The 20,763-nt window shown below is 72.6% G+C and carries 23 protein-coding genes; 15 read left to right on the plus strand and 8 right to left on the minus strand.

Annotated features, from left to right (window positions below; genetic code table 11):
• The 4 genes from PSD17_RS26045 to PSD17_RS26060 form a co-directional block, all read left to right on the plus strand.
• The coding region (locus PSD17_RS26045) for an amidohydrolase (protein WP_339124983.1) at nucleotides 1–1,087 on the plus strand (1,087 nt) is incomplete at its 5' end.
• A gap of 200 nt (nucleotides 1,088–1,287) precedes the next feature.
• Nucleotides 1,288–2,094, plus strand: a complete 807-nt coding sequence (locus PSD17_RS26050; RefSeq protein ID WP_339124984.1) for a PIG-L deacetylase family protein — start codon at nucleotides 1,288–1,290, stop codon at nucleotides 2,092–2,094.
• Nucleotides 2,095–2,135: 41 nt separating this feature from the next.
• Entirely contained in the window at nucleotides 2,136–3,785 is a 1,650-nt protein-coding gene (gene lnt, locus PSD17_RS26055; RefSeq protein WP_339124985.1) for an apolipoprotein N-acyltransferase, read from the plus strand.
• Complete coding sequence (locus tag PSD17_RS26060; RefSeq protein WP_339124986.1) at nucleotides 3,778–4,536, plus strand: polyprenol monophosphomannose synthase; 759 nt, start codon at nucleotides 3,778–3,780, stop codon at nucleotides 4,534–4,536. Before lnt ends, PSD17_RS26060 begins: the two co-directional genes overlap by 8 nt.
• Nucleotides 4,537–4,637: 101 nt before the next feature.
• Here the strand turns inward: PSD17_RS26060 and PSD17_RS26065 are convergent, their stop codons facing one another.
• The 4 genes from PSD17_RS26065 to ligD form a co-directional block, all read right to left on the minus strand.
• The gene (locus PSD17_RS26065) at nucleotides 4,638–4,979 is read right to left on the minus strand and encodes an RNA polymerase-binding protein RbpA (RefSeq protein WP_013675386.1); all 342 of its coding nucleotides are present in this window, start codon (nucleotides 4,977–4,979) and stop codon (nucleotides 4,638–4,640) included.
• Between the two features lie 269 nt (nucleotides 4,980–5,248).
• Entirely contained in the window at nucleotides 5,249–6,589 is a 1,341-nt protein-coding gene (locus PSD17_RS26070) for an MFS transporter (RefSeq protein ID WP_013675385.1), read from the minus strand.
• Between the two features lie 40 nt (nucleotides 6,590–6,629).
• The gene (locus PSD17_RS26075; protein WP_013675384.1) at nucleotides 6,630–7,439 is read right to left on the minus strand and encodes a glycerophosphodiester phosphodiesterase family protein; all 810 of its coding nucleotides are present in this window, start codon (nucleotides 7,437–7,439) and stop codon (nucleotides 6,630–6,632) included.
• 26 nt (nucleotides 7,440–7,465) lie between these two features.
• The gene (gene ligD / locus PSD17_RS26080) at nucleotides 7,466–9,418 is read right to left on the minus strand and encodes a non-homologous end-joining DNA ligase (RefSeq protein WP_339124987.1); all 1,953 of its coding nucleotides are present in this window, start codon (nucleotides 9,416–9,418) and stop codon (nucleotides 7,466–7,468) included.
• An 80-nt stretch (nucleotides 9,419–9,498) separates the two neighbouring features.
• On the opposite strand from ligD, the gene PSD17_RS26085 reads away from it, so the two are divergent.
• From PSD17_RS26085 to PSD17_RS26120, 8 genes are all read left to right on the plus strand, one after another.
• Nucleotides 9,499–9,696, plus strand: coding sequence for a (2Fe-2S)-binding protein (locus tag PSD17_RS26085; RefSeq protein WP_013675382.1), 198 nt, complete (start codon nucleotides 9,499–9,501; stop codon nucleotides 9,694–9,696).
• Nucleotides 9,697–9,815: 119 nt separating this feature from the next.
• The gene (bfr, locus tag PSD17_RS26090) at nucleotides 9,816–10,301 is read left to right on the plus strand and encodes a bacterioferritin (protein ID WP_013675381.1); all 486 of its coding nucleotides are present in this window, start codon (nucleotides 9,816–9,818) and stop codon (nucleotides 10,299–10,301) included.
• A 79-nt stretch (nucleotides 10,302–10,380) separates the two neighbouring features.
• Nucleotides 10,381–10,650: a DUF3072 domain-containing protein gene (locus PSD17_RS26095; RefSeq protein ID WP_339124988.1), complete on the plus strand. Its 270-nt coding sequence runs from the start codon at nucleotides 10,381–10,383 to the stop codon at nucleotides 10,648–10,650.
• 64 nt (nucleotides 10,651–10,714) lie between these two features.
• A complete protein-coding gene (locus tag PSD17_RS26100) occupies nucleotides 10,715–11,167 on the plus strand; it encodes a helix-turn-helix transcriptional regulator (RefSeq protein ID WP_013675379.1) in 453 nt (150 codons plus the stop codon).
• Between the two features lie 5 nt (nucleotides 11,168–11,172).
• Nucleotides 11,173–11,580, plus strand: coding sequence for a VOC family protein (locus PSD17_RS26105; protein ID WP_041761422.1), 408 nt, complete (start codon nucleotides 11,173–11,175; stop codon nucleotides 11,578–11,580).
• A 100-nt stretch (nucleotides 11,581–11,680) separates the two neighbouring features.
• A complete protein-coding gene (locus PSD17_RS26110; protein WP_339124989.1) occupies nucleotides 11,681–14,068 on the plus strand; it encodes an excinuclease ABC subunit UvrA in 2,388 nt (795 codons plus the stop codon).
• Nucleotides 14,069–14,266: 198 nt separating this feature from the next.
• Nucleotides 14,267–15,478, plus strand: a complete 1,212-nt coding sequence (locus tag PSD17_RS26115) for a cytochrome P450 (protein WP_013675376.1) — start codon at nucleotides 14,267–14,269, stop codon at nucleotides 15,476–15,478.
• On the plus strand, nucleotides 15,475–15,597 hold the full coding sequence (locus PSD17_RS26120; protein ID WP_013675375.1) for a hypothetical protein: 123 nt from the start codon (nucleotides 15,475–15,477) through the stop codon (nucleotides 15,595–15,597). Before PSD17_RS26115 ends, PSD17_RS26120 begins: the two co-directional genes overlap by 4 nt.
• Before the next feature lie 9 nt (nucleotides 15,598–15,606).
• Here PSD17_RS26120 and PSD17_RS26125 read toward each other — a convergent pair whose 3' ends face one another.
• Nucleotides 15,607–16,350, minus strand: coding sequence for an AraC family transcriptional regulator (locus tag PSD17_RS26125; protein ID WP_013675374.1), 744 nt, complete (start codon nucleotides 16,348–16,350; stop codon nucleotides 15,607–15,609).
• A 242-nt stretch (nucleotides 16,351–16,592) separates the two neighbouring features.
• Here PSD17_RS26125 and PSD17_RS26130 point away from each other — a divergent pair, with 242 nt between their 5' ends.
• Nucleotides 16,593–17,309 carry an alpha/beta fold hydrolase gene (locus PSD17_RS26130; protein WP_339124990.1) on the plus strand — a complete coding sequence of 239 codons (717 nt, stop codon included), beginning with the start codon at nucleotides 16,593–16,595 and terminating at the stop codon, nucleotides 17,307–17,309.
• A 69-nt stretch (nucleotides 17,310–17,378) separates the two neighbouring features.
• Here PSD17_RS26130 and PSD17_RS26135 read toward each other — a convergent pair whose 3' ends face one another.
• The 3 genes from PSD17_RS26135 to PSD17_RS26145 form a co-directional block, all read right to left on the minus strand.
• Entirely contained in the window at nucleotides 17,379–17,801 is a 423-nt protein-coding gene (locus PSD17_RS26135) for a DUF488 domain-containing protein (RefSeq protein WP_013675372.1), read from the minus strand.
• Nucleotides 17,798–18,700 (minus strand): slipin family protein, encoded by a 903-nt coding sequence (locus PSD17_RS26140; RefSeq protein ID WP_013675371.1) that lies wholly within the window; start codon nucleotides 18,698–18,700, stop codon nucleotides 17,798–17,800. The genes PSD17_RS26135 and PSD17_RS26140 overlap by 4 nt, the downstream gene beginning before the upstream one ends.
• Nucleotides 18,701–18,775: 75 nt before the next feature.
• On the minus strand, nucleotides 18,776–19,060 hold the full coding sequence (locus PSD17_RS26145; RefSeq protein ID WP_013675370.1) for a DUF3040 domain-containing protein: 285 nt from the start codon (nucleotides 19,058–19,060) through the stop codon (nucleotides 18,776–18,778).
• A gap of 108 nt (nucleotides 19,061–19,168) precedes the next feature.
• Here PSD17_RS26145 and PSD17_RS26150 point away from each other — a divergent pair, with 108 nt between their 5' ends.
• Together PSD17_RS26150 and PSD17_RS26155 are read left to right on the plus strand one after the other, a co-directional pair.
• Nucleotides 19,169–19,603 (plus strand): MarR family winged helix-turn-helix transcriptional regulator, encoded by a 435-nt coding sequence (locus PSD17_RS26150; RefSeq protein ID WP_013675369.1) that lies wholly within the window; start codon nucleotides 19,169–19,171, stop codon nucleotides 19,601–19,603.
• 824 nt (nucleotides 19,604–20,427) lie between these two features.
• Nucleotides 20,428–20,709, plus strand: a complete 282-nt coding sequence (locus PSD17_RS26155; RefSeq protein WP_339124991.1) for a hypothetical protein — start codon at nucleotides 20,428–20,430, stop codon at nucleotides 20,707–20,709.
• Nucleotides 20,710–20,763 lie beyond the last annotated feature (54 nt).

The raw sequence follows: 20,763 nt of genomic DNA on the forward strand, positions 1-20,763 counted from the left end.
CGGTGCCGCCGGCTGGTCGGCGGCCGGCCCGCTGACGGCCGAGGCACACCATCTCGTGCGGCGCGCGGCGCTCGGTGCGGTGACCCGCGACCAGCGCGACCGGGCCCAGCGGGCCTTCCTCGGCGCCGCGGCGCGGGCCGGTGTCGGCACCGTCCACGAGTGCGCCGGACCGCTCGTCTCCGGCCGCGAGGACCTCGCCGCGCTGCTCGTCCTGGACACCGGCGTCGACGTCGTCGGGTACTGGGGCGAGGCCGTCGACACCGCGCGGGACGCTCGCGCCCTGCTGGCGGCCACGGGCGCACGGGGACTGGCGGGGGACCTGTTCGTCGACGGGTCGATCGGCTCGCGGACCGCCGCGCTGCGGACGCCCTACACCGACGCGCCCGAGCACTGCGGACGCACCTATCTCACGCCGGAGGCCGTGACCGCCCACCTGGTCGCCTGTTCGACGGCCGGCGTGCAGGCCGGCTTCCACGTCATCGGCGACGCCGCGGCCGACATCGTGTTCGACGCGCTCGCCGCCGCGGCACGGGCGGTGCCCGTCGAGATGGTGCGCGACGCCCGGCATCGCCTCGAACACCTGGAGATGCCCGACGCCGCGCGGCTCGGCCTGCTGGCGGAGCTCGGCGTCGTGGCGAGCGTGCAGCCCGCGTTCGACGCGGCGTGGGGCGGCCCCGCCGGCCTCTACTCGGCCCGGCTGGGTGCCGAGCGCGCGGCCCGGATGAACCCGTTCGCCGCGTTCGCGGCCGCCGGGGTGACGCTGGCGTTCGGCTCGGACTCGCCGGTCACCCCGCTCGACCCGTGCGGCGGGGTCCGTGCCGCGGTGGACCACGGCACGCCGGGGTACGGGGTCGACCCGGCGACGGCCCTCGCCGCGCACGTCACCGGCGGCCATCACGCCGCCCGCAGCACCGACCCGCTGGCGGGCCGGATCGTCGCGGGCGCGCCGGCCGGCTACGCGGTGTGGGACGGCGATCCGCTCGCGGGCGCCGCGACGTGCCTGCGCACCGTCGTCCGCGGCCGGCTCCTGCACGACGCACACGGCCACGGCCGAGGACCCGGCGGACTCGCCGCCGCCGGGGGCTGACCCCACCCGCGCAGAAGTGGGGTGTGCCCCACTCCGGGGGCGCCGGGGGCTCTGGCATCATTCTTCCCGTGAACACGTGGACCAGCACCCGCCCCCAGGGCGTCTGCTGTCCGGGCTGTTGTCGCTGTCTCTGTCACAGCTGACCCCCGGACCAGTCCACCCTGCCGCCACCGCGGCACCTCACACCCTGCGAGCCTGCGATGATCCGCACCCCTGACCTCACCGGTCACACCGTTCTCGGCCTGCACGCCCACCCCGACGACGAGTCGATCTTCACCGGCATCACGCTGCGGCGCCTCGCCGACGCCGGCGCCCGCGTCGTGCTCGTCATGGCCACCAACGGCGACATGGGCGAGTCCCGGACCCCGCTGGGCGCAGGCGAGACCGTCGCCCGCCGCCGCGTCACCGAGCTCGAGGAGTCCGCCGCGCTGCTCGGGGTCGACCGCCTCGTGCTGCTCGGCCGCCGCGACTCCGGGCTGCCGGGCTGGGCCAGCGGCCGCCACCCGCTCGCGCTCGCGGCCGCCGAGCCGCTCGCGCTGGCCTCGCGCGTCGCCGAGGTGGCCGACGCCGAGGGTGCCGACACCCTGATCTACGACGACGAGTCCGGCATCTACGGCCACCCCGACCACCGGATGGCGCACACCGTCGGCGCCATCGCCGCCGAGCTCACCGGCGCCACCGGCTACCGGATGACCGTCGACCGCGAGCACCTGCACCTCGCCGCCCCCGACGGTCACCTGGTCCACAGCGCCGCGCGCTCCGCGCAGGTCGGCTTCGGTCGCACCACGGCCGAGATCACCCTCGCCGTCACCGGCGACCAGCGGCACCTCGACATCAAGCGCGCGGCGATCGCCGCGCACTCGTCGCAGATCGGTCCCGAGCACCTCCCGGCCGACCTCGCGCCCGCCTACGGCTACGAGTGGTTCGTCCGCAGCGGCCGCCCGGGCGTGCTCGACGCCCTCGGCAACGCCCACCTGCTCGCCGGCACGATGGCCGCGGCGGCCTGACCTCATCCGGACCCCATCACCGCGGGCCGTAGGCTCTGCGGGTGGCCGCACCCACCCTCGACGCCGGGACGGCACCCGAGCAGCCGACGCCGGCACGCGGACCCGCTCGCGCGGCGCTGCTGCTGCGGCTCGTCGTCGCCGCCGGGGCCGGCGCCCTGCTGTACGCGAGCTTCCCGCCGCGGACGGTGTGGTGGCTCGCCCCGATCGCGTTCGCCCTGCTGGGTGCCGTTCTGCGAGGCCGCCGGGCCCGGGCCGGGTTCGTGCTGGGCCTGGTGTTCGGTCTCGGTTTCCTGCTGCCGCTGCTGCACTGGACGGGGGGCTACGTCGGGGCGCTGCCGTGGGTCGCGCTGTCCGTCGCCGAGGCCGTCTTCATGGGAGCGGCCGCGGCGGGGATGGCCCGGGTTTCGCTGCTGCCGGCCGGGCCACTCTGGGCGGCGGCGGTGTGGATCGCGGGCGAGGCCGTGCGCAGCCGGGTGCCGTTCGGCGGGTTCCCATGGGGGCGGATCGGGTTCGGCCAGCCCGACAGCCCGCTGCTGCCGGTCGCGTCGGTCGGCGGTGTGACCCTCCTCGGCTTCGTGACGGTCCTCGGGGGCCTCGCCATCGCCGACATCGCCCGCAGGCTCTCCGAACCCGGACGGCAACGGACCGCGGTGTGGCCGGCGTTGCTGCTCGTACTGGCGATCGCCTCCGGGCCGCTCGCGCTGCTGGCACCGGTCACCCGCACCGCCCCCGACACGACGACGACCATCGCCGCGGTCCAGGGCAACGTGCCGCGGCTGGGCCTGGACTTCAACTCGCAGCGGCGCGCCGTCCTCGACAACCACGTCCGGGTCACCGAGCAGTTGGCCGCCGACGTCGCCGCGGGCCGCCAACCGCAGCCCGACATCGTGGTGTGGCCGGAGAACTCCAGCGACATCGACCCGTTGCAGAACCCGGACGCGGCACTCGAGATCGACCAGGCGGCCGCCGCGATCAAGGCCCCGATCCTCGTCGGGGCGGTGCTGGTCAACCCCGACGGCCGGACGACCTCGAACTCCGCCCTGGTGTGGCAGCCGGGGCTGGGCGTCGTCGAGCGCACCGACAAGCGCCGGGTGATGCCGTTCGGCGAGTACATGCCGTGGCGCTCGTTCTTCCGGCTGTTCTCCTCCTACGTCGACCGCGCCGGGAACTTCGTGCCGGGGCAGGGCAACGGCGTGGTCGACATGGCCGGGGTGCAGGTGGGCGTCGCGATCTGCTGGGAGATCGCGTTCGACGACCTCGTCGACGACAGCGTCGAGGCGGGCGCGACGGTGCTCGCCGTCCCCAGCAACAACGCGACGTTCGGCCTCTCGGAGATGACGTTCCAGCAGCTGGCGATGTCGCGGGTGCGGGCGGTCGAGCACGACCGCTCGGTCATCGTGGCGACGACATCGGGGGTCTCGGCGACGATCACGCCGAGCGGCACGGTCACGGCGTCGACCGGGCAGTTCGTGCCGGGCGTACTGGTCGATCGAACCGACCTGAGGTCCACGACTACGCTGGCCACCCGGCTGCGGTCGGTGCCCGAGTGGACACTGACCGCCGTGGGCGTACTGGCGATCGGCGCCGCGGTGTTCCTCGCGCGGCGCCGTCGCCCGCTCGTGGCCGGCAGCACAGTGGCGGGAGAGCCGCACGACGCGGCCCCCGAGGCAGGAGAGGACGGACATGGCTGAGCCCGCGGGGCCGGTGCTCGTGGTGATCCCGACGTACCAGGAACGGGAGAACCTCGCCCCGATCGTGAAGCGGGTGCACGCGTCGGTCCCGGAGGCCGATGTGCTCGTCGTCGACGACGGCAGCCCCGACGGCACCGGCGAGCTGGCCGACGAGCTGGCCGCGGCCGACGAGCGCATCCGGGTGCTGCACCGCACCGAGAAGGCAGGCCTCGGCGCCGCCTACGTGGCCGGGTTCGCGCTGGCCCTCGAAGGCCCGTACCAGGTGGTCGTCGAGATGGACGCCGACGGCTCGCACGCCCCCGAGGACCTGCCCGAGCTGCTGGAGGCCCTGGAGTCCGACGGCGGCGCCGACCTCGTGCTGGGCTCGCGCTACGTGCCGGGCGGGCGGGTGGTCAACTGGCCGGCGCACCGCCAGCTGCTCTCGCGCGGCGCCAACCTGTACGCACGGCTCGCCCTGGGCGCGCCCGTCAAGGACATCACCGGCGGGTTCCGCGCGTTCCGGCGCCAGGTCCTGGAGGACCTCGACATCACGACGGTCGCCTCGACCGGCTACTGCTTCCAGGTCGACATGGCGTGGCGCGCGCAGCAGGCGGGCTTCCGGATCCGCGAGGTGCCGATCACCTTCACCGAGCGCGAGCTGGGGGCGTCGAAGATGAGCGTCGAGGTGATGGCCGAGGCGCTGTGGCGGATCGCGGGCTGGGGCGTGTCGCACCGGCTGCGCCACGTCCGCCGCGCGCTGGCCCGCGCCTGACCCGGGCCGGACACGGAAACGCCGGAGCCGGGCCCCACGGGAGGTGGCCCGGCTCCGGCGTCACGCGGCGTCCCGGTTCCTGCGACAGCCGCGGTACTACATCAGGCGATCTCGGCCCGCCGCTCGCGCAGCAGCTCGAGCCGCTCGGAGAGCAGCTCCTCGAGCTCACCCAGGGAACGGCGCTCGAGGAGCATGTCCCAGTGGGTGCGCGGCGGCTTCGACTTCTTCTGCTCGGGCTCGGCCCCATCGACCCGCTTACCGAGGCCACCCTGGGGGGACTCCCAGGTGGCGGGGGCCTCCGCGTCGTTGGCGAAGGGCACCTCGAACTCGTGACCGTTCGGCGACACATAGCGGACGATCTGCCGCGGCGCGAGATCGTGGTTGCGGTCGGTCTCGTAGCTGACGGCCCCGAGCCGGCTGCCACGGAGCACGCGGTCGGCCATGCGTCATCCTCCCGTCCTCAGCCGAGGGACTGCGTCCCTCGACGTTTGCGTACCTGCCACACGGTGTAACGTCGCCGGTACAGGCGTCATTCCCATTCGAGGGGCGCCCGACCAGGTGTCGGTCAATGTCGACCGTCGCCCGATGCGTGGCGCCCGACACGAGAGTGTTCACCATCCAGGCCTCTGACACACGTGGTTGTGACGCGTCAGCTACTTGTGACTTGACTCACCGCCGTTCTGTCACTTGTTCACACAGCCGAAAAGTCGCGTTACGCGTCGGCCGTCTCGGGCTCCGGGCGCTGGGCTCCGGTCCGCTCGGGCGGGTGCACCTTCCACATCGCGAGCAGGCCCGCGAGCAGCACGACGAGGATGCCGACGATGCCCGCGCGGTCGGAACCGAACCAGAACGTGAACGCGCCGACCAGCGTCGGCGCGAGGAACGAGACCGCGCGACCCGTCGTCGCGTAGAGGCCGAAGAGCTGGGCCTCGCGACCGGGCGGGGCCAGCAGCGCCATGTAGGTCCGGGCCGACGCCTGCGCCGGTCCGACGAACAGGCACAGCGCGAGCCCGAAGATCCAGAACATCGTCGGACCCGAGACCAGGCCGAGTGTCGTCCCGAAGACCAGCAGCCCGATGAGCGACCCGATGACGACGGCCTTCGGGCCGACCCGGTCGTCGATCCAGCCCGCGGTCAGGGCACCGATCGCCGACACGATGTTCGCCGCGACGCCGAAGATCAGCACGTCGCCCGGGTCGATGCCGTAGACCGTCACCGCCAGGACCGCGCCGAAGGTGAAGATCGCGGCGAGCCCGTCGCGGAACAACGCGCTGGCACCGAGGAAGTAGACGGTGTGCGGCGCGTGCCGGTACAGGTCGCGCAGGTCCAGGAACAGCCGCCTGTACGAGGCCACGACACCGAGCCGCACCTCGCGCGCCCGCGCCGGCGGCTCGGGGACGGTGAGGAACAGCGGGATCGCGAACAGCGCGAACCACGCGGCCGAGACGAGCGCGACGACCCGGATGTTGAGCCCGCCCCCGGTGCCGACGCCGAGCGCGCCGCCCTCGCCCGCGATCAGCCCGACGTAGACCAGCAGCAGGAGCACGATCCCGCCGAAGTAGCCCATCGACCAGCCGAACCCGGAGACCCGTCCGATGGTCGCCGGGGTGGAGACCTGGCGCAGCAGCGCGTTGTAGGACACCGACGCGAGCTCGAAGCACACCGAGCCGATCGACAGCAGGACCAGGCCGAGCCACAGGTAGTGGTAGTCGTCGCGGACGGCGAACATGGCCGCCATGGACGCGACCGTCACCGCCGTCCAGATACCCACCGACACCTTGCGCCGGCCGCCGTCGGCACGCTGTCCGATGACGGGGGCGAGCAGGGCGATGAACAGCCCGGAGATCCCCAACGACCAGCCCAGCCAGCTGTTCGCGCTGATCGATCCCGGCAGGTCCTTGCCGACGGAGTCGGTCAGGTAGACGGAGAAGACGAAGGTGAGGATCACCGCGTTGAACGCCGCGGACCCGGAGTCCCACAGCCCCCACGCCAGCACCCGGCGACGGGGCACCCGGACCGGCGCGGGCGGTTCCAGCGGGGCGGCGGTGCTCACGCGCGCAGCGTAGCGGCGCGACCGCCCGTGAGGTCCGGTTTCAGGCCGCCCACACGCCGCGGTCCTGCAGGACGTCGCGCAGCACGTCGGGACGGTCGGACAGCAGTCCGTCGACGCCCATGTCCAGCAGCTCGCCCATCTCGTCGGCGTCGTCGACCGTCCACACGTGCACCTCGCGATCGGCGGCGTGGGCGATCGCGAGCAGCGCGGCGTCGACGACGGTGAGCGCGCCGAACCGGCGGGGCAGCTGCGCGAGCCCGCCGACGACCGGCGGCAGCACCGGCATTCTGGCGAGCAGCGACAACGGGTCGGGCAGCGCGCCCAGCCAGGCCCGGCCGCGCAACCCGAACGCCGACAGCTGCGCCATCGACGTCAGCAGCTTGTCGCCGGCGGCGATCCTGGCCCGGCGCAGCCAGCGCTCGTCGAACGAGCCGAGGCAGACCCGGTGCCACGCGTCGGCCCGGTCGAGGACGTCGAGCGTGGGCAGCACCGCGGCCGCGGACTTGATCTCGATCGTGACCCGGGTCGTCGGCGGGAGCTCGGCGAGGACCCGGTCCAGTCGCGGCACCGGCTCCCGGCCCCCGACGCGGGCGCGGGCGATCTCGGCGGCCGGCAGCTCCGCGAGCAGCCCCGCCCCGTCGGTCGTGCGGTCCAGGGAGCGGTCGTGGTGGACCATGACGACGCCGTCGGCGCTGGCGTGGACGTCCATCTCGAGATAGCCGAACCCCTCGTCGACGGCACGGTGGAACGCCGCCAGCGTGTTCTCGCAGCCCGTCAGGTCGCCCAGGTGCCAGCCGCGGTGGGCGTACGCGCGGGGGAACGGCCCGTCGAAGTAGGGGTGACGCGTCACGACGCCAGCCTGCCAGCTCGGACCGATCAGCCGCGACGAGGAAGGCGTGGCCGTTCGGTGAACAGCAGCGGCGCCATCAGGTCACCGTGCTCGGCGATGCGCCCGGGCAGGTCGTCGAGGGTGAACACCAGGTCGTCGACGGTGCGGCAGGCCCGGACCTCCTCCAAGGTCACCGGCGTCGCGACGGTGGGGCGGGGCCGGCCGCGCAGTGAGTAGCTCGCGATCGTCGTCTTCGCGGGGTTGTTCTGGCTCCAGTCGACGAAGACCTTGCCGCGGCGGCGCGCCTTCGCCATCACGTCCGTGACCGTGCGGGGCGACTCCCCGGCCACCGTCGCGGCGATGTCGCGGGCGTACTCGGCGGTCCGCTCGGCCCGCGAGACGGTGACGGGCACGTACAGCTGCAGGCCCTTGCTGCCGCTGGTGCGCGGGTGGGCGCTGAGCCCGTCGTCGGCGAGCAGGTCGGCGATGCGCTCGGCGACGCGGCAGCAGTCGACGACGTTCGCCCCCTCGCCCGGGTCGAGGTCGAACACGACGAGGTCGGGCAGGCCGCGGCCGCCGCGCGGACCGACGCGCCACTGCGGGACGTGCAGCTCCAGCGCCGCGAGGTTCGCCGCCCACGCCAGGCCCTCGGCGTCGTCGAGCAGCGGGAAGTCGGCGGACTCCGACCGCCCGCCCGGCGTGCCGACGCGCGCGGTCCGGATCCAGCCCGGCGCGTGCCGGGAGACGTCCTTCTCGAAGAACGACGGCTTCTCGACGCCGTCGGGCCAGCGCACCATCGTGACGGGCCGGTCGCGCAGGTGCGGCAGCATCACCTCGGCGACGGCCAGGTAGTGGCCGAGGACCTGCGCCTTGGTCGTCCCGGTGAGCGGGTAGAGCACCTTGTCGGGGTTGGTCAGCCGCGCGCGGCCGACACCGTCGCGCCGCCCCGGCCGCGCGGCCGTCGCGGGGCGGTCCCGGCGGGCGGCGGGTGCGGGCGCCGTCGTCGCCACCTCGATCCAGTCGTCGCTGCGCCTGCCGGGCCGGTAGGGGGAGTCACCGCGCTTCGCGACGACGAACGGCAGGCCCTGCTCGGCGGCGGCGTCGACGACCGCCTGCCCGGCGTCGCGGTAGGCCGGGGCCGGGCGCCACGCGGGGCCGACGAGCTCGAGGCCCTCCAGCAGCGCCCGCCGGTCGGCGAACGGGACGTCGAGGGTGTCGCGCCCGTCGAGGTGCATCAGGTCGCCGATCCAGAGCACGGCGTCGCGACGTGGGTTGCCGACGAGCTCCGCGTCGAGCAGCAGCGGGGTGGCCCCGACCGCCGGCCCGAACGCCCGCAGCGCCGGCACCTCCAGCTCGGCCCCGTCGGCGTCGGTGAACCGCGCGCGGCCGCCGTCGACCCGCACGACGACGCGTTCGCCGCCGAACCCGACCTGCAGCCACCAGCCGTCGCCGCGGGGGAGCGGACCGGGGGTGGCGAGCATCGGCAGCGTGTCGCGCGGCAGTGGATCGCGCGGCAGTGGATCGCGCGCGGTGCCGAGATCCGAGCGCCGCAGGATCCAGCCGTCGCGACGCTCGCGGTCGCTGCGCACGAACACGAACCGGCCGCGGGCGCGCTGGCCCTGCAGGACGACGGCCACCTCCCGCGACGACCACTTCTCGGTCCGGTAGGTCCCGGCGTCCCAGATCGTCATCGTGCCGGCGCCGTACTCGCCCGCCGGGATCTCGCCGGAGAAGTCGAGGTACTCCATCGGATGGTCCTCGGTGCGCACGGCGAGCCGGACCGTCTCCGTGTCGACCGGCAGGCCCTTCGGCACCGCCCACGAGACCAGCACGCCGTCGCGCTCCAGCCGGACGTCCCAGTGCAGCGCGCTCGCGTGGTGCTCCTGCACGACGAACCGGCCGCCGTCGTGGTCGGACCCGTCGGCCGCCGGATCGGTGTCGGGCACGGGCTCCGGGGTACGCGACCGGTCGCGCTTGCGGCGGTACTCCTCCAGCGGCACGAGCGTCAGGCTAGAGCCTTGTGTGACGGCGATCCGAATGCGAACATAGGCTTGCCTGACCGTCGCAAAGGATCACCTTCATGTATGTGTGTATCTGCGCAGCCGTCACCGAGACGGAGCTGCGGACGTGCATCGACAGCGGTGCGCGCACCGTCGACGAGGTCGGCGACGCCTGCGGTGCCGGCACCGGCTGCGGCGGGTGCGTCGACACGGTCGACGTCTTCCTGGCCGCCACGAGGTGCCCGTCGCACATCGCCGGTCTGCCGATGACGGCCTAGCAACGGTCGGAGAACCCGGCGAAGTTCGGAAAGGTGACCGAAATACAAGGTCAGCCTATGTTCTGGGTAGCCGGTCCTGCACGCTTCGGGTGATCGCGTGAACCACTAGCCTCACCCCCATGCGAGGCGACCCAGAGATCATTTCCCTGCTCAACGAGCAGCTCACGAGCGAGCTCACGGCCATCAACCAGTACTTCCTGCACGCGAAGATGCAGCAGAACTGGGGTCTCACGAAGCTCGCGTCGTACACGCGCGCCGAGTCGATCGACGAGATGCGGCACGCCGAGAAGATCACCGACCGGATCCTGTTCCTGGAGGGTCTGCCGAACTACCAGCGGCTCTTCCAGCTGCGGGTCGGCCAGACCGTCCGCGAGCAGCTGCAGTCCGACCTGGCGATCGAGCTCGAGGTGGTGGAACGCCTCCGCCCGGGCATCGCGCTGTGCCGGTCCAAGGGCGACATCACGACGGCGAACATCTTCGAGGAGATCCTCGCCGACGAGGAGCACCACATCGACTACATCGAGACCAACCTCGAGCTGATGGACAAGCTGGGCGAGCAGCTCTACCTCGCCCAGCTCGTCGACCAGCCGCCGACGCCGGGCTGATCCGGCCGGTCCTCGCGACCGTCGCCCGTCGGCACCACGCCGGCGGGCGACGCGGCACGTTCGAAGGTATGTTCGAACGATGAGCGACCGAACCCGCACCGAGACCGCCACCACCGAGACCGCCACCACCGGGACCACCACCACCGGGACCACCACCGGCCCGGCCGCGAAGGACCCCGACGAGTGGGCCACCGGCGACGAGCCGATCACCGGCCCGCAGCTGTCGTACCTGGAGACGTTGCTGCAGCAGGCCGGCCGGGAGCGCCCCGACGACCTGGCCTCGCTGAGCAAGGCCGAGGCGTCGAAGCGCATCGACGAGCTGCAGGCGGTCACCGGCCGCGGCCGCTGACCGCCCGGCGCCGCGGACGCTTCGCACGGGCGGATCGTCGGCTTCGCGTGGCACGATCACATCCGTGACCGGCAGCCGCCCCACCGAGCCACAGCACCTGCAGGACCTCGTCCGGCTCCGTCGCGTCCGCGACCGCATCGACCGCGAGTACGCCCAGCCGCTCGACGTCGAGGCCCTGGCCCGCGGCGTGCACATGTCGGCGGGTCACCTCAGCCGCGGCTTCCGCGCGGCATACGGCGAGTCCCCGTACTCCTACCTGATGACCCGCCGGATCGAGCGCGCGATGGCGCTGCTGCGCCGCGGGGACATGAGCGTCACGGAGGTGTGCTTCGCCGTCGGCTGCGCGTCGCTGGGCACGTTCAGCACCCGGTTCACCGAGCTCGTCGGTATGCCGCCGAGCGTCTACCGGCGCAGCCAGGCCGATGCCACGGCGGGAATGGTCCCGTGCGTCTCCAAGCAGGTCACCAGACCGGTCAGGAATCGAGAAGCGCCGGCTGCGGGCGCGCCCCTAGCGTGACCGGCATGGACATCACCATTCACTCCAGCTTCCTCCCGCACGACGACCCCGAGGCCGCGCTGGCCTTCTACCGCGACGCACTCGGGTTCGAGGTGCGCCTCGACGTCGGGTACGACGGCATGCGCTGGATCACCGTCGGGCCGGTCGGCCAGTCGACATCGATCGTGCTGTACCCGCCGCAGGCCAACCCCGGGCTGACCGACGACGAGAAGCGCACGATCGAGGAGATGATGGCCAAGGGCACCTTCGGGAGCGTGCTGCTGGCCACCAAGGACCTCGACAGCACGTTCGAGAAGGTGCAGGCGACCGACGCCGAGGTCGTCCAGGAGCCCACCGAGCAGCCCTACGGCGTGCGCGACTGCGCGTTCCGCGATCCCGCGGGCAACATGGTCCGGATCCAGGAGCTGCGCTGATCCCCGCGGCTCGCGTCCGACCACCGCGCGACCCCGCCGGCCCCTCGCCGACGGGGGTCGCGCCGCACGGCCGCGCCCCGTCACACCCGAGGGAGACACGATGAGCACCGCCACGCGACCGGGCACGACGACCTCGCAGCACGCCGCCGACAGTCACGACCTCATCCGGGTCCACGGGGCGCGGGTCAACAACCTCAAGAACGTCAGCGTCGAGCTCCCCAAGCGCCGGCTGACGGTGTTCACGGGCGTCTCGGGCTCCGGGAAGAGCTCGCTGGTCTTCCACACGATCGCCGCCGAGTCCCAGCGGATGATCAACGAGACCTACAGCGCGTTCGTGCAGGGGTTCATGCCGACGCTCGCGCGCCCCGACGTCGACGTCCTGGACGGGCTCACCACGGCGATCATCGTCGACCAGCAGCGGATGGGCACCGACCCGCGCTCCACCGTCGGCACGGCCACCGATGCCAACGCCTTGCTGCGCATCCTGTTCAGCCGCCTCGGCACCCCGCACATCGGCTCACCGCAGGCGTTCTCGTTCAACGTGGCCTCGATCAGCGGCGCGGGTGCCGTCACGATCGAGAAGGCGGGTCGCACGGTCAAGGAGCGCCGGGAGTTCAGCATCACCGGCGGCATGTGCCCGCGCTGCGAGGGCCGCGGGTCGATCAACGACATCGACCTCACCGCGCTCTACGACGAGACCAAGTCGCTCAACGAGGGCGCGGTCATGATCCCCGGCTACAGCATGGAGGGCTGGTACGGCCGCATCTTCCGCGGCTGCGGGTTCTTCGACGCCGACAAGCCGGTCGCGAAGTTCACCAAGCGCGAGCTCGCCGACCTGCTCTACAAGGAGCCCACCAAGATCAAAGTCGACGGCATCAACCTCACCTACTCGGGGCTCGTCCCGTCGATCCAGAAGTCCTATTTGTCCAAGGACATCGACGCGCTGCAGCCGCACATCCGTGCCTTCGTCGAGCGCGTCGCCACCTTCACGACCTGCCCGGAGTGCGACGGGTCCCGCCTTTCCGAGGCCGCCCGCTCCTCGAAGATCAAGGGCATCTCGATCGCCGACGCCTGCCGGATGCAGATCAGCGACCTCGCCGAGTGGGTCCGCGACCTCGACGAGCCGTCGGTCGCCCCGCTGCTGACGACGCTGCGCCACACCCTGGACTCCTTCGTCGACATCGGGCTCGGATACCTGTCGCTGGAGCGCCCATCGGGCACCCTCTCCGGCGGCGAGGCCCAGCGCACCAAGATGATCCGGCATCTCGGCTCGTCGCTGACCGACGTCACCTACGTCTTCGACGAGCCCACGATCGGCCTGCACCCGCACGACATCGCGCGCATGAACGACCTACTGCTCCAGCTGCGCGACAAGGGCAACACGGTGCTGGTCGTCGAGCACAAGCCGGAGGCGATCGCGATCGCCGACCACGTCGTCGACCTCGGGCCGCTCGCGGGGAGTGCCGGTGGCGAGGTGGTGTTCGAGGGCAGCGTCGAGGAGCTGCGGGCCAGCGGCACGCTCACCGGACGCCACCTCGACGACCGTGCGACGCTCAAACCGTCGGTGCGGTCGTCGACGGGCGCCATCGAGGTCCGGGGCGCCACCACGCACAACCTGCCGGGTGTCGACGTCGACATCCCGACGGGCGTGCTCGTCGTCGTGACGGGTGTGGCGGGCTCGGGCAAGAGCTCGCTGATCCACGGCTCGGTCGTCGGTCGCGAGGGCGTCGTCGCGATCGACCAGGGCGCCATCCGCGGCTCGCGGCGCAGCAACCCGGCCACCTACACGGGCCTGCTGGAGCCGATCCGCAAGGCGTTCGCCAAGGCCAACGGGGTGAAGCCCGCGCTGTTCAGCGCCAACTCCGAAGGTGCCTGCCCGAACTGCAACGGCAACGGCGTCATCTACACCGACCTGGCGATGATGGCCGGCGTCGCGACGACCTGTGAGGTCTGCGAGGGCAAGCGCTTCGACGCCGCCGTGCTCGAGTACCACCTGGCCGGCAAGGACATCAGCGAGGTGCTCGCGATGTCGGTGGCCGAGGCGGTCGAGTTCTTCGCCGCGGGCGACGGGAAGGTTCCGGCCGCGCACCGGATCCTCGCGCGGCTCGCCGATGTGGGCCTGGGCTACCTGCGGATCGGGCAGCCGCTCACGACCCTGTCCGGCGGTGAGCGGCAGCGCCTCAAGCTGGCGACGCACATGGGGGAGAAGGGCGGCGTCTACGTCCTCGACGAGCCGACGACCGGCCTGCACCTCGCCGACGTCGAGCAGCTGCTCGGGCTGCTCGACCGGCTCGTCGACGACGGCAAGTCGGTGATCGTCATCGAGCACCACCAGGCCGTCATGGCGCACGCCGACTGGATCATCGACCTCGGTCCCGGTGCGGGCCACGACGGCGGCCGGGTCGTCTTCGAGGGCACCCCGGCCGATCTCGTCGCCGCCCGGTCGACCCTCACCGGCGAGCACCTGGCGGCCTACGTCGGCGCCTGAGCACCGGGAGCCGGGTCAGGACACCCGACCACGCTGAGCACGGTCCCGGGGCTCCGGTGCAGCGCCACCGGACCGCCGACGACCAGCGGGCCGACGAAGGAGGGCGGAACATGTTCATCGACCGCTCGACCTTCCGGCAGATGGAAGGGCCGGTCCGCACGGCCGCCGGAGACCGCACGATGCCCACTGGAGGCGACCATGCCCATCGCCGATCTGCCCACGGCGGACGTCCCCGTCCTCGACGACGACCCGTTCGACCTCGACGTCCTCCTCGATCCCTACGACTTCCACCGCCGGCTCCGCGACGCCGGGGGCGTGGTCCGCCTGTCCCGCTACGGGATCTACGCGTCGGGCCGGTTCGCCGAGGTCGACGCCGCGCTACGGGACTGGGCGTCGTTCGTCTCCGGCCGCGGCGCCGGGATGAGCGACTTCGCCCGCGAGAAGCCCTGGCGGCCGCCGAGCCTGCTGCTGGAGGCCGACCCACCGGACCACACGGTCGTGCGCAAGGCCATGAACGGTGTGCTGTCGCCCCGCTCGGTCCGCGCGTTGCGCGAATCCTTCCGTGCGCCGGCCGAGCAGCTCGTCGAGCAGCTGGTGGAGCGAGGCACCTTCGACGCCGTCACCGACCTCGCGTCCGTCTACCCGCTGCAGGTCTTTCCCGACGCGGTCGGGTTGGGCCCGGACGGGCGGGAGAACCTTCTGCCCTACGGCGGTCTCGCGTTCAACGCGTTCGGCCCGGACAACGAGCTGCGCCGCGCGGCCCTGGAGTCGGCGGCACCGGTGCAGGCGTGGGTGCTCGAGCAGTGCCGGCGGGAGAATCTCGCACCCGGTGGGCTCGGTGCGCGGATCTGGGAGGCCGCCGACCGCGGTGAGATCAGCCACGACCAGGCGCCGCTGCTGGTCCGATCGCTGCTGACCGCCGGGCTCGACACCACCGTCCACGGGCTCGGCAACACGCTCTACGCGTTGAGCAGGCACCGCGAGCAGTGGCGGCTCCTGCACGACGACCCGGCGCGCGCCAAGTTCGTCTTCGACGAGGCGCTGCGCTGGGAGTCGCCGGTGCAGACGTTCTTCCGGACCACGGTGCGGCCCACCGAGTTCGCCGGGACGACGATCCCCGAAGAGACGAAGGTCCTGCTGTTCCTCGGCGCCGCCAACCGCGATCCGCGGCGCTGGGGCCCGGACTCGGACAGCTTCGACATCGCCCGGCACGCGGCAGGCCACGTCGCGTTCGGTATGGGCGTGCACCGATGCGTGGGGCAACTGGTGGCCCGGCTGGAGGCCGAGCTGGTGATCGAGGCGCTGGCGCGGCGGGTGCGCACACTCGAGCCCGCAGGGGACCCGGTTCCGACGCCGAACAACACCCTCAAGGGCTGGGCACGCGTGCCTGTCGCGGTGTCACCGGCGTGACCCCCCGCGCCGCCGGCCGGCGGGACCGGGCCGAGGAGGGCGGCGCGCTCGTCGACAAGCTCGACAAGGCAGCCGAGGCCGACCGCGCCCCGGGCCGCACCGGGCTCGACCGTTCCTGACGGGCGCCGTCAGCCGCCCCGGTGGCCCGTCCGGTAGCGGCCGGGGGTGGTTCCGACGACGCCCGTGAACGCGGCGATGAAGCTGCTGGGGTTCGACCAGCCGCAGGCGTGGGCGATGTGGTTGATGTCGTGGCCCTCGGCGAGCAGCACCAGGGCGTGGTGGACACGCAGCTGCGTGCGCCATTCGTAGAAGGTCATTCCCAGCTCGGAGCGGAACAGCCTGCTGAGGGTGCGACCGCCCGCCCCGACCGCCCTCCCCAGCTCGGCCAGCGTGGCGTCGTCCGACGGCGTCGCGTGCAGTATCCGGGCGACGGCGCGGAGCCGGTCGTCGTGCGGCTCCGGGAGGTGCAAGGGCTGCTCGTGCGAGTCACTCAGCTCGTCGACGAGGACCCGGAGGAGGCGGGCGCGCGCGGCGCGGCTGCGTCCACCGGGCGCGGTGCCGTCGAGGGCAGCACCGGCGCCGGCGGCGCCGGCGGCGCCGGCCTCGTGCGGACCGGTCAGGGCGAGCACGACCTCGCGGGCGAGACCGGAGGCGGCGAAGACGGCGGGCCGGTCCGGCACGAGCCGGGCCAAGGCGGGGGAGAGGAAGAGGATCCGCATGTCGGTGTCGCCGTGGGCGCGGTGCCGGTGGGCGGATCCGGCCGGGGTCCAGGCGATCCGGTTGGCGGGCACGATCGACGTGCCGCGCTCCGTGTGCACCGCGAGGACGCCGACGGCGGCGTAGACCAGATGCCCCCGCGCGTGGGATGCCACCGTGCTCGCACCGCCGGACGGCCAGAGATGCCGGCCACCCGACGGCCACACGTGCGACGTCGCAGCGGTCGACCGGGGTTGGCGGCGAACAGGCATCGGTTGGCAATGTAGCGGTGGGACGCCACCCCCTCGTCGGCCGAGACTGCGTCCGTGCGGTGCAGCCCGCGGTCGCGCAGCGGCCTCGCTGCACGGCGTGGCATCGCGGCAGCCGTCCCGATGCCGTCACGACACAGGAGACACGCATGGCGACGTTCGTGCTCGTGCCCGGCGCCTGGAAGGGCTCGTGGTCGTACGAGGCGGTGGTCCCGCTGCTGGAGCGCGCGGGCCACACCGTCCACGCACTGACCCTGACCGGTCTGCGGCCCGACGACGACGGCCCCACGGTCGCGGCCGCCAACCTCGACACGCACGCCGACGACGTGGTGCGGCACCTCGATCGTCACGACATGACCGACGCGACGCTCGTCGGCCACAGCTACGCCGGCATGGTGATCGCCGCGGCCGCCGACCGTGCGGGCGGGCGAATCGCACGTCTTGTGCACCTCGACGCCTACGTCCCGCACGACGGCGAGTCGTGCTGGTCGTCGACCAACAACCACTTCCGGGAGCTGTTCGCCGACGGCGCCGGCGCCACCGGCTACACCGTGCGTCCGCCGGGCGGCGGCGACCCCCGCCGCCGTCCCCATCCGCTCGGCTCGTTCCTGCAGCGGGTCCAGCTCACGGGCGCGCACACCCAGGTGCCCCGTCGCGAGTTCGTCTACTGCGCGGGATGGGAGGACCGGACGCCGTTCGCCGAGCTCCGCGCCCGGCTCGGGGCCGATCCGGGGTGGCAGGTGCACGACCTTCCGACCGGCCACGACGCGATGCACGAGGCCCCCGAGGCGGTGGCGGCGCTGCTCATCGGGGGCGAGACGGCAACGGAGCTCCACGATCTCGTCCGGCAACGGCACCCGGCGTGACGGATGCCGGACAACCGGCGCGTCCGACCCCGGACCGTCCCGCCGGCCCCGGGAACGGGTGCCGGCCGGTCAGCCCGGTGCCCCGCCGCAGTCGGCGAGGACCTCGGCCAGGACCGTCGCCTGGCTCGTCGGGAGGTCCTTGCTCGCGGTCAGCAGTGTCACCGGACCGCGCGCGGCGACCTCGGCCAGGTGTCGCAGCGCGCGGCGCTGGTCCCCGGTGGTGAGCTCGGCGCGGTAGCGGCGCCGGAACTCGGCGAACTTCGCCGGGTCGTGGCCGTACCAACGGCGCAGGCCGGTCGACGGGGCGACGTCGCGGCACCATTCGTCGAGCCGGGCGTCGGCCCTGCCCAGGCCCCGGGGCCAGAGCCGGTCGACCAGCACGCGTGCGCCGTCGTGCTCGGTCGGCGGATCGTAGACGCGGCGCGTCCGGACCTGCGCCGGCCTGCGCAGCCGCCCGCCTTCGTTCTCCCAGGCCAGTTCAGCCGGCGTCACGGCACGGCCCGGTCCTCGGCGTTCCCGGACTCGGCCGGGAACGCCGACTGGGGCTGGCGCGACGAGACGGCCTTCAACGTCGCCTCGAGACCCGTCGCCGGGTCTGCGCCCCGACCGTCGGCAGGACCGGCGGTGGCGGCGTCGGCCGGGGTCGACCGTTCGAGAAACCGCAACAGCTCCACCGGGAACGGGAGGACCAGCGTGGAGTTCTTCTCCGCCGCCACCTCGACGACGGTCTGCAGCAGCCGCAGCTGCAGCGCGGCCGGGTGCGTGGTCATCACCTCGGCGGCCTCGGCGAGCTGGCGCGAGGCCTGCAGCTCGCCCTCGGCCGTGATCACCCGGGAGCGCCGCTCGCGTTCGGCCTCGGCCTGCCGGGACATCGACCGCTTCATCGACTCCGGCAGGACCACGTCCTTGATCTCCACGCGGTCGATGTGCACACCCCACCCGACCGCCGGATTGTCGATCATCAGTTCGAGGCCCTGGTTGAGCCGCTCCCTGTTCGACAGCAGGTCGTCCAGCTCGCTCTTGCCGATGATCGATCGCAGCGACGCCTGCGCCACCTGCAAGATCGCCGAGCTGTAGTCCTGCACGTCGACAGCCACCCGCATCGGGTCGACCACCCGGTAGTAGACGACGGCGTCGACCCGGACGGTGACGTTGTCGGAGGTGATGCCGTCCTGCGCGGGGATGGGCAGCGTGACCACCTGCAGGTTGACCTTCTGCAGGCGATCGGCGACCGGGACGAGGAGCGCGATCCCCGGGCCCAGCGGTTGCGGACGCACCCGGCCGAACCGGAAGACCACCCCCCGCTCGAACTCCTGCACCACCCGCACGCTCGTCGAGACGCCCAGCAGGCACAGTGCTCCCACCGCGAGCACGATCCAGAGAACGACCATCAGATGCCTCCGATCAGGAGATTCGATGCCGCCCCGGGCGCGGCCGGGCGCCGGCACAGCCGGGTGGGGAGGACGTCACATGGGGTAGGACCCGATGAAGGCGTCCGGATAGCGCCAGGCCAGCCACACCAGCCCGGTGCTCAGCACCGCCGCCACGGCGCCGACGGGACTGCCGAGCACCAGCAGCAGCACCCCCAGCGTCACGGCCACGGTGAGTGCGATCCGGTTCCCGCGTCGTCGCCGGAAAGTCGACGACATCCGCTGCTGCCCGCGATCGAACCTCATGACGAACTCCGGGTCCTCCATCGAGAGGTTCCGTTCGAGCTCGTCCAGCGTGCGGTGGTCATGTTCGTCGAACACCACGCACCTCCTACTTCACAGGCACGTCCAGCACGTTATATCGTAGTACGATAGAAATCGCAAGAACGGTCTCTCGCGGCCCGGAACGCGGCCTGATCAGGAGGACCTTTGCCGCCACCGCCCTTGACCAAGCAGGACTTCGAAGCCCTGGCTCGGTTCCGCTTCGGTATCCGGCGCTACCTGCGGTTCAGCGAGGAGATCGTGCGCCGGCACGGCATCAGCCCGCAGCAGTACCAGCTACTCCTCGCGCTCAAGGGGTTTCCGGGGCGTGACTGGGCCACGGTCGGGGAGCTCGCCGAACGCCTGCAGCTGCGCCACCACAGCACCGTCGAGCTGGTGAACCGGGCCCAGGGACAGAAGCTTGTGCGGCGGGCCCCGGACCCGGACGACGCCCGCATGGTGCGGGTGGGCCTGACGTCGCAGGGGGAGCGAGCCCTCGCCGAACTGAGCGCCCTGCACCGCAGCGAGCTGGAGCGCATGGGCACCGTTCTCGCCCTGCCCAGCTGGGAGGCGCCGGAACCCGCCGAGCCGACGGGCCCATGAGCAACCGCCACACCCGCGGCACGTCGAGTACTCCTGCGTGGCGACCATCGCCACGCACGACCCCTTGTCGTGTGCAGCGCGCGCACGACGGCCGGATCGTCGGCGACCTGGCTTCCACCGCCGCCCGGCAGCTCGCCGAGGCCGGGGTGCGGAGAGCGTCGCGCCGCACGCCCTGGCCGGGGAGCCCCGGGAGGACGGCGCGGTCGTCGACCTGCTGCGTCGGGCCGCGGCGCGCAGCCTCGACCGCGGGTGCTCGACCTGCTCGCCCGGTACGCGCCCGGCGTCCGCGAGCAAGGCCGCCCGTCCGGTCGTGGAATGGACCAACGCGTTCATGCAGCCCCCGCCGCCGCACGCCCAGGTCGAGCTCGGCGAGCGCGGCGGCGTCGCGCAGCGATGTCGCCGTGCCGAGCACAGCGACCGCGCGGGCCAGCCGGTACGGGCAGCCCTGCGCAGCCGGCGCCGGACGGACGCCGAGATCGATGGCGGCCCGCAGGGGCGCCACGGATGCGCTCGGCGGGGGAGGAGCCGCGGAACACCGGGTTGCTGGTCGAGCGGTGTCGGTAGTGCGATGTCGAGGCCTGTCAAGCAGACGCTGACGAACACCAGGCCAGTGACATGTGCAGGTTTTCTGTCGGCCCGGAAGTCGCGGGGAACGTTATGACAATGCGTGTCCTCGTCCCGAGGGCCAAGGGGGAGTAGGGATTGCCCCCGCGGGAACGGGGGCCCGCTCGCTGTCCCGCGGTTCGCGAAACGGGCAAAGTTCTTCTCATCGGACGGAGCGACACGAAAGTCTCTCCCCATACGAGAAGCGACGGAGCCCCCAAATGTTCAAGAGCACCTGCCCCTCCAAGTCCGGCCACGACAAGTGGAACGACGGCGGCGGCTACGGCGGCAAGAACCACGACAAGTACGACGACAAGTGGGGCGGCTACGGCGGCGGCAAGCACCACGACAAGTACGAGGACAAGTGGGGCTGCCACGACAGCAGGTCCGACCACTACGAGAACGACAAGTGGGACTGCGACTCGAAGTACGACCGCAACGACAAGTGGGACGACGACAAGTGGGGCTGCCACGACGACAAGTACTCCCACTGCAACAGCTGACCGGTCCTCTCGTGGGGGGAGGATCGATCAGGAAGCGGTTACGCGCCCGGGCGA

It is taken from the genome of Pseudonocardia sp. D17 (genome assembly GCF_036984265.1).
GTDB classification, from domain to species: Bacteria; Actinomycetota; Actinomycetes; order Mycobacteriales; family Pseudonocardiaceae; genus Pseudonocardia; species Pseudonocardia benzenivorans.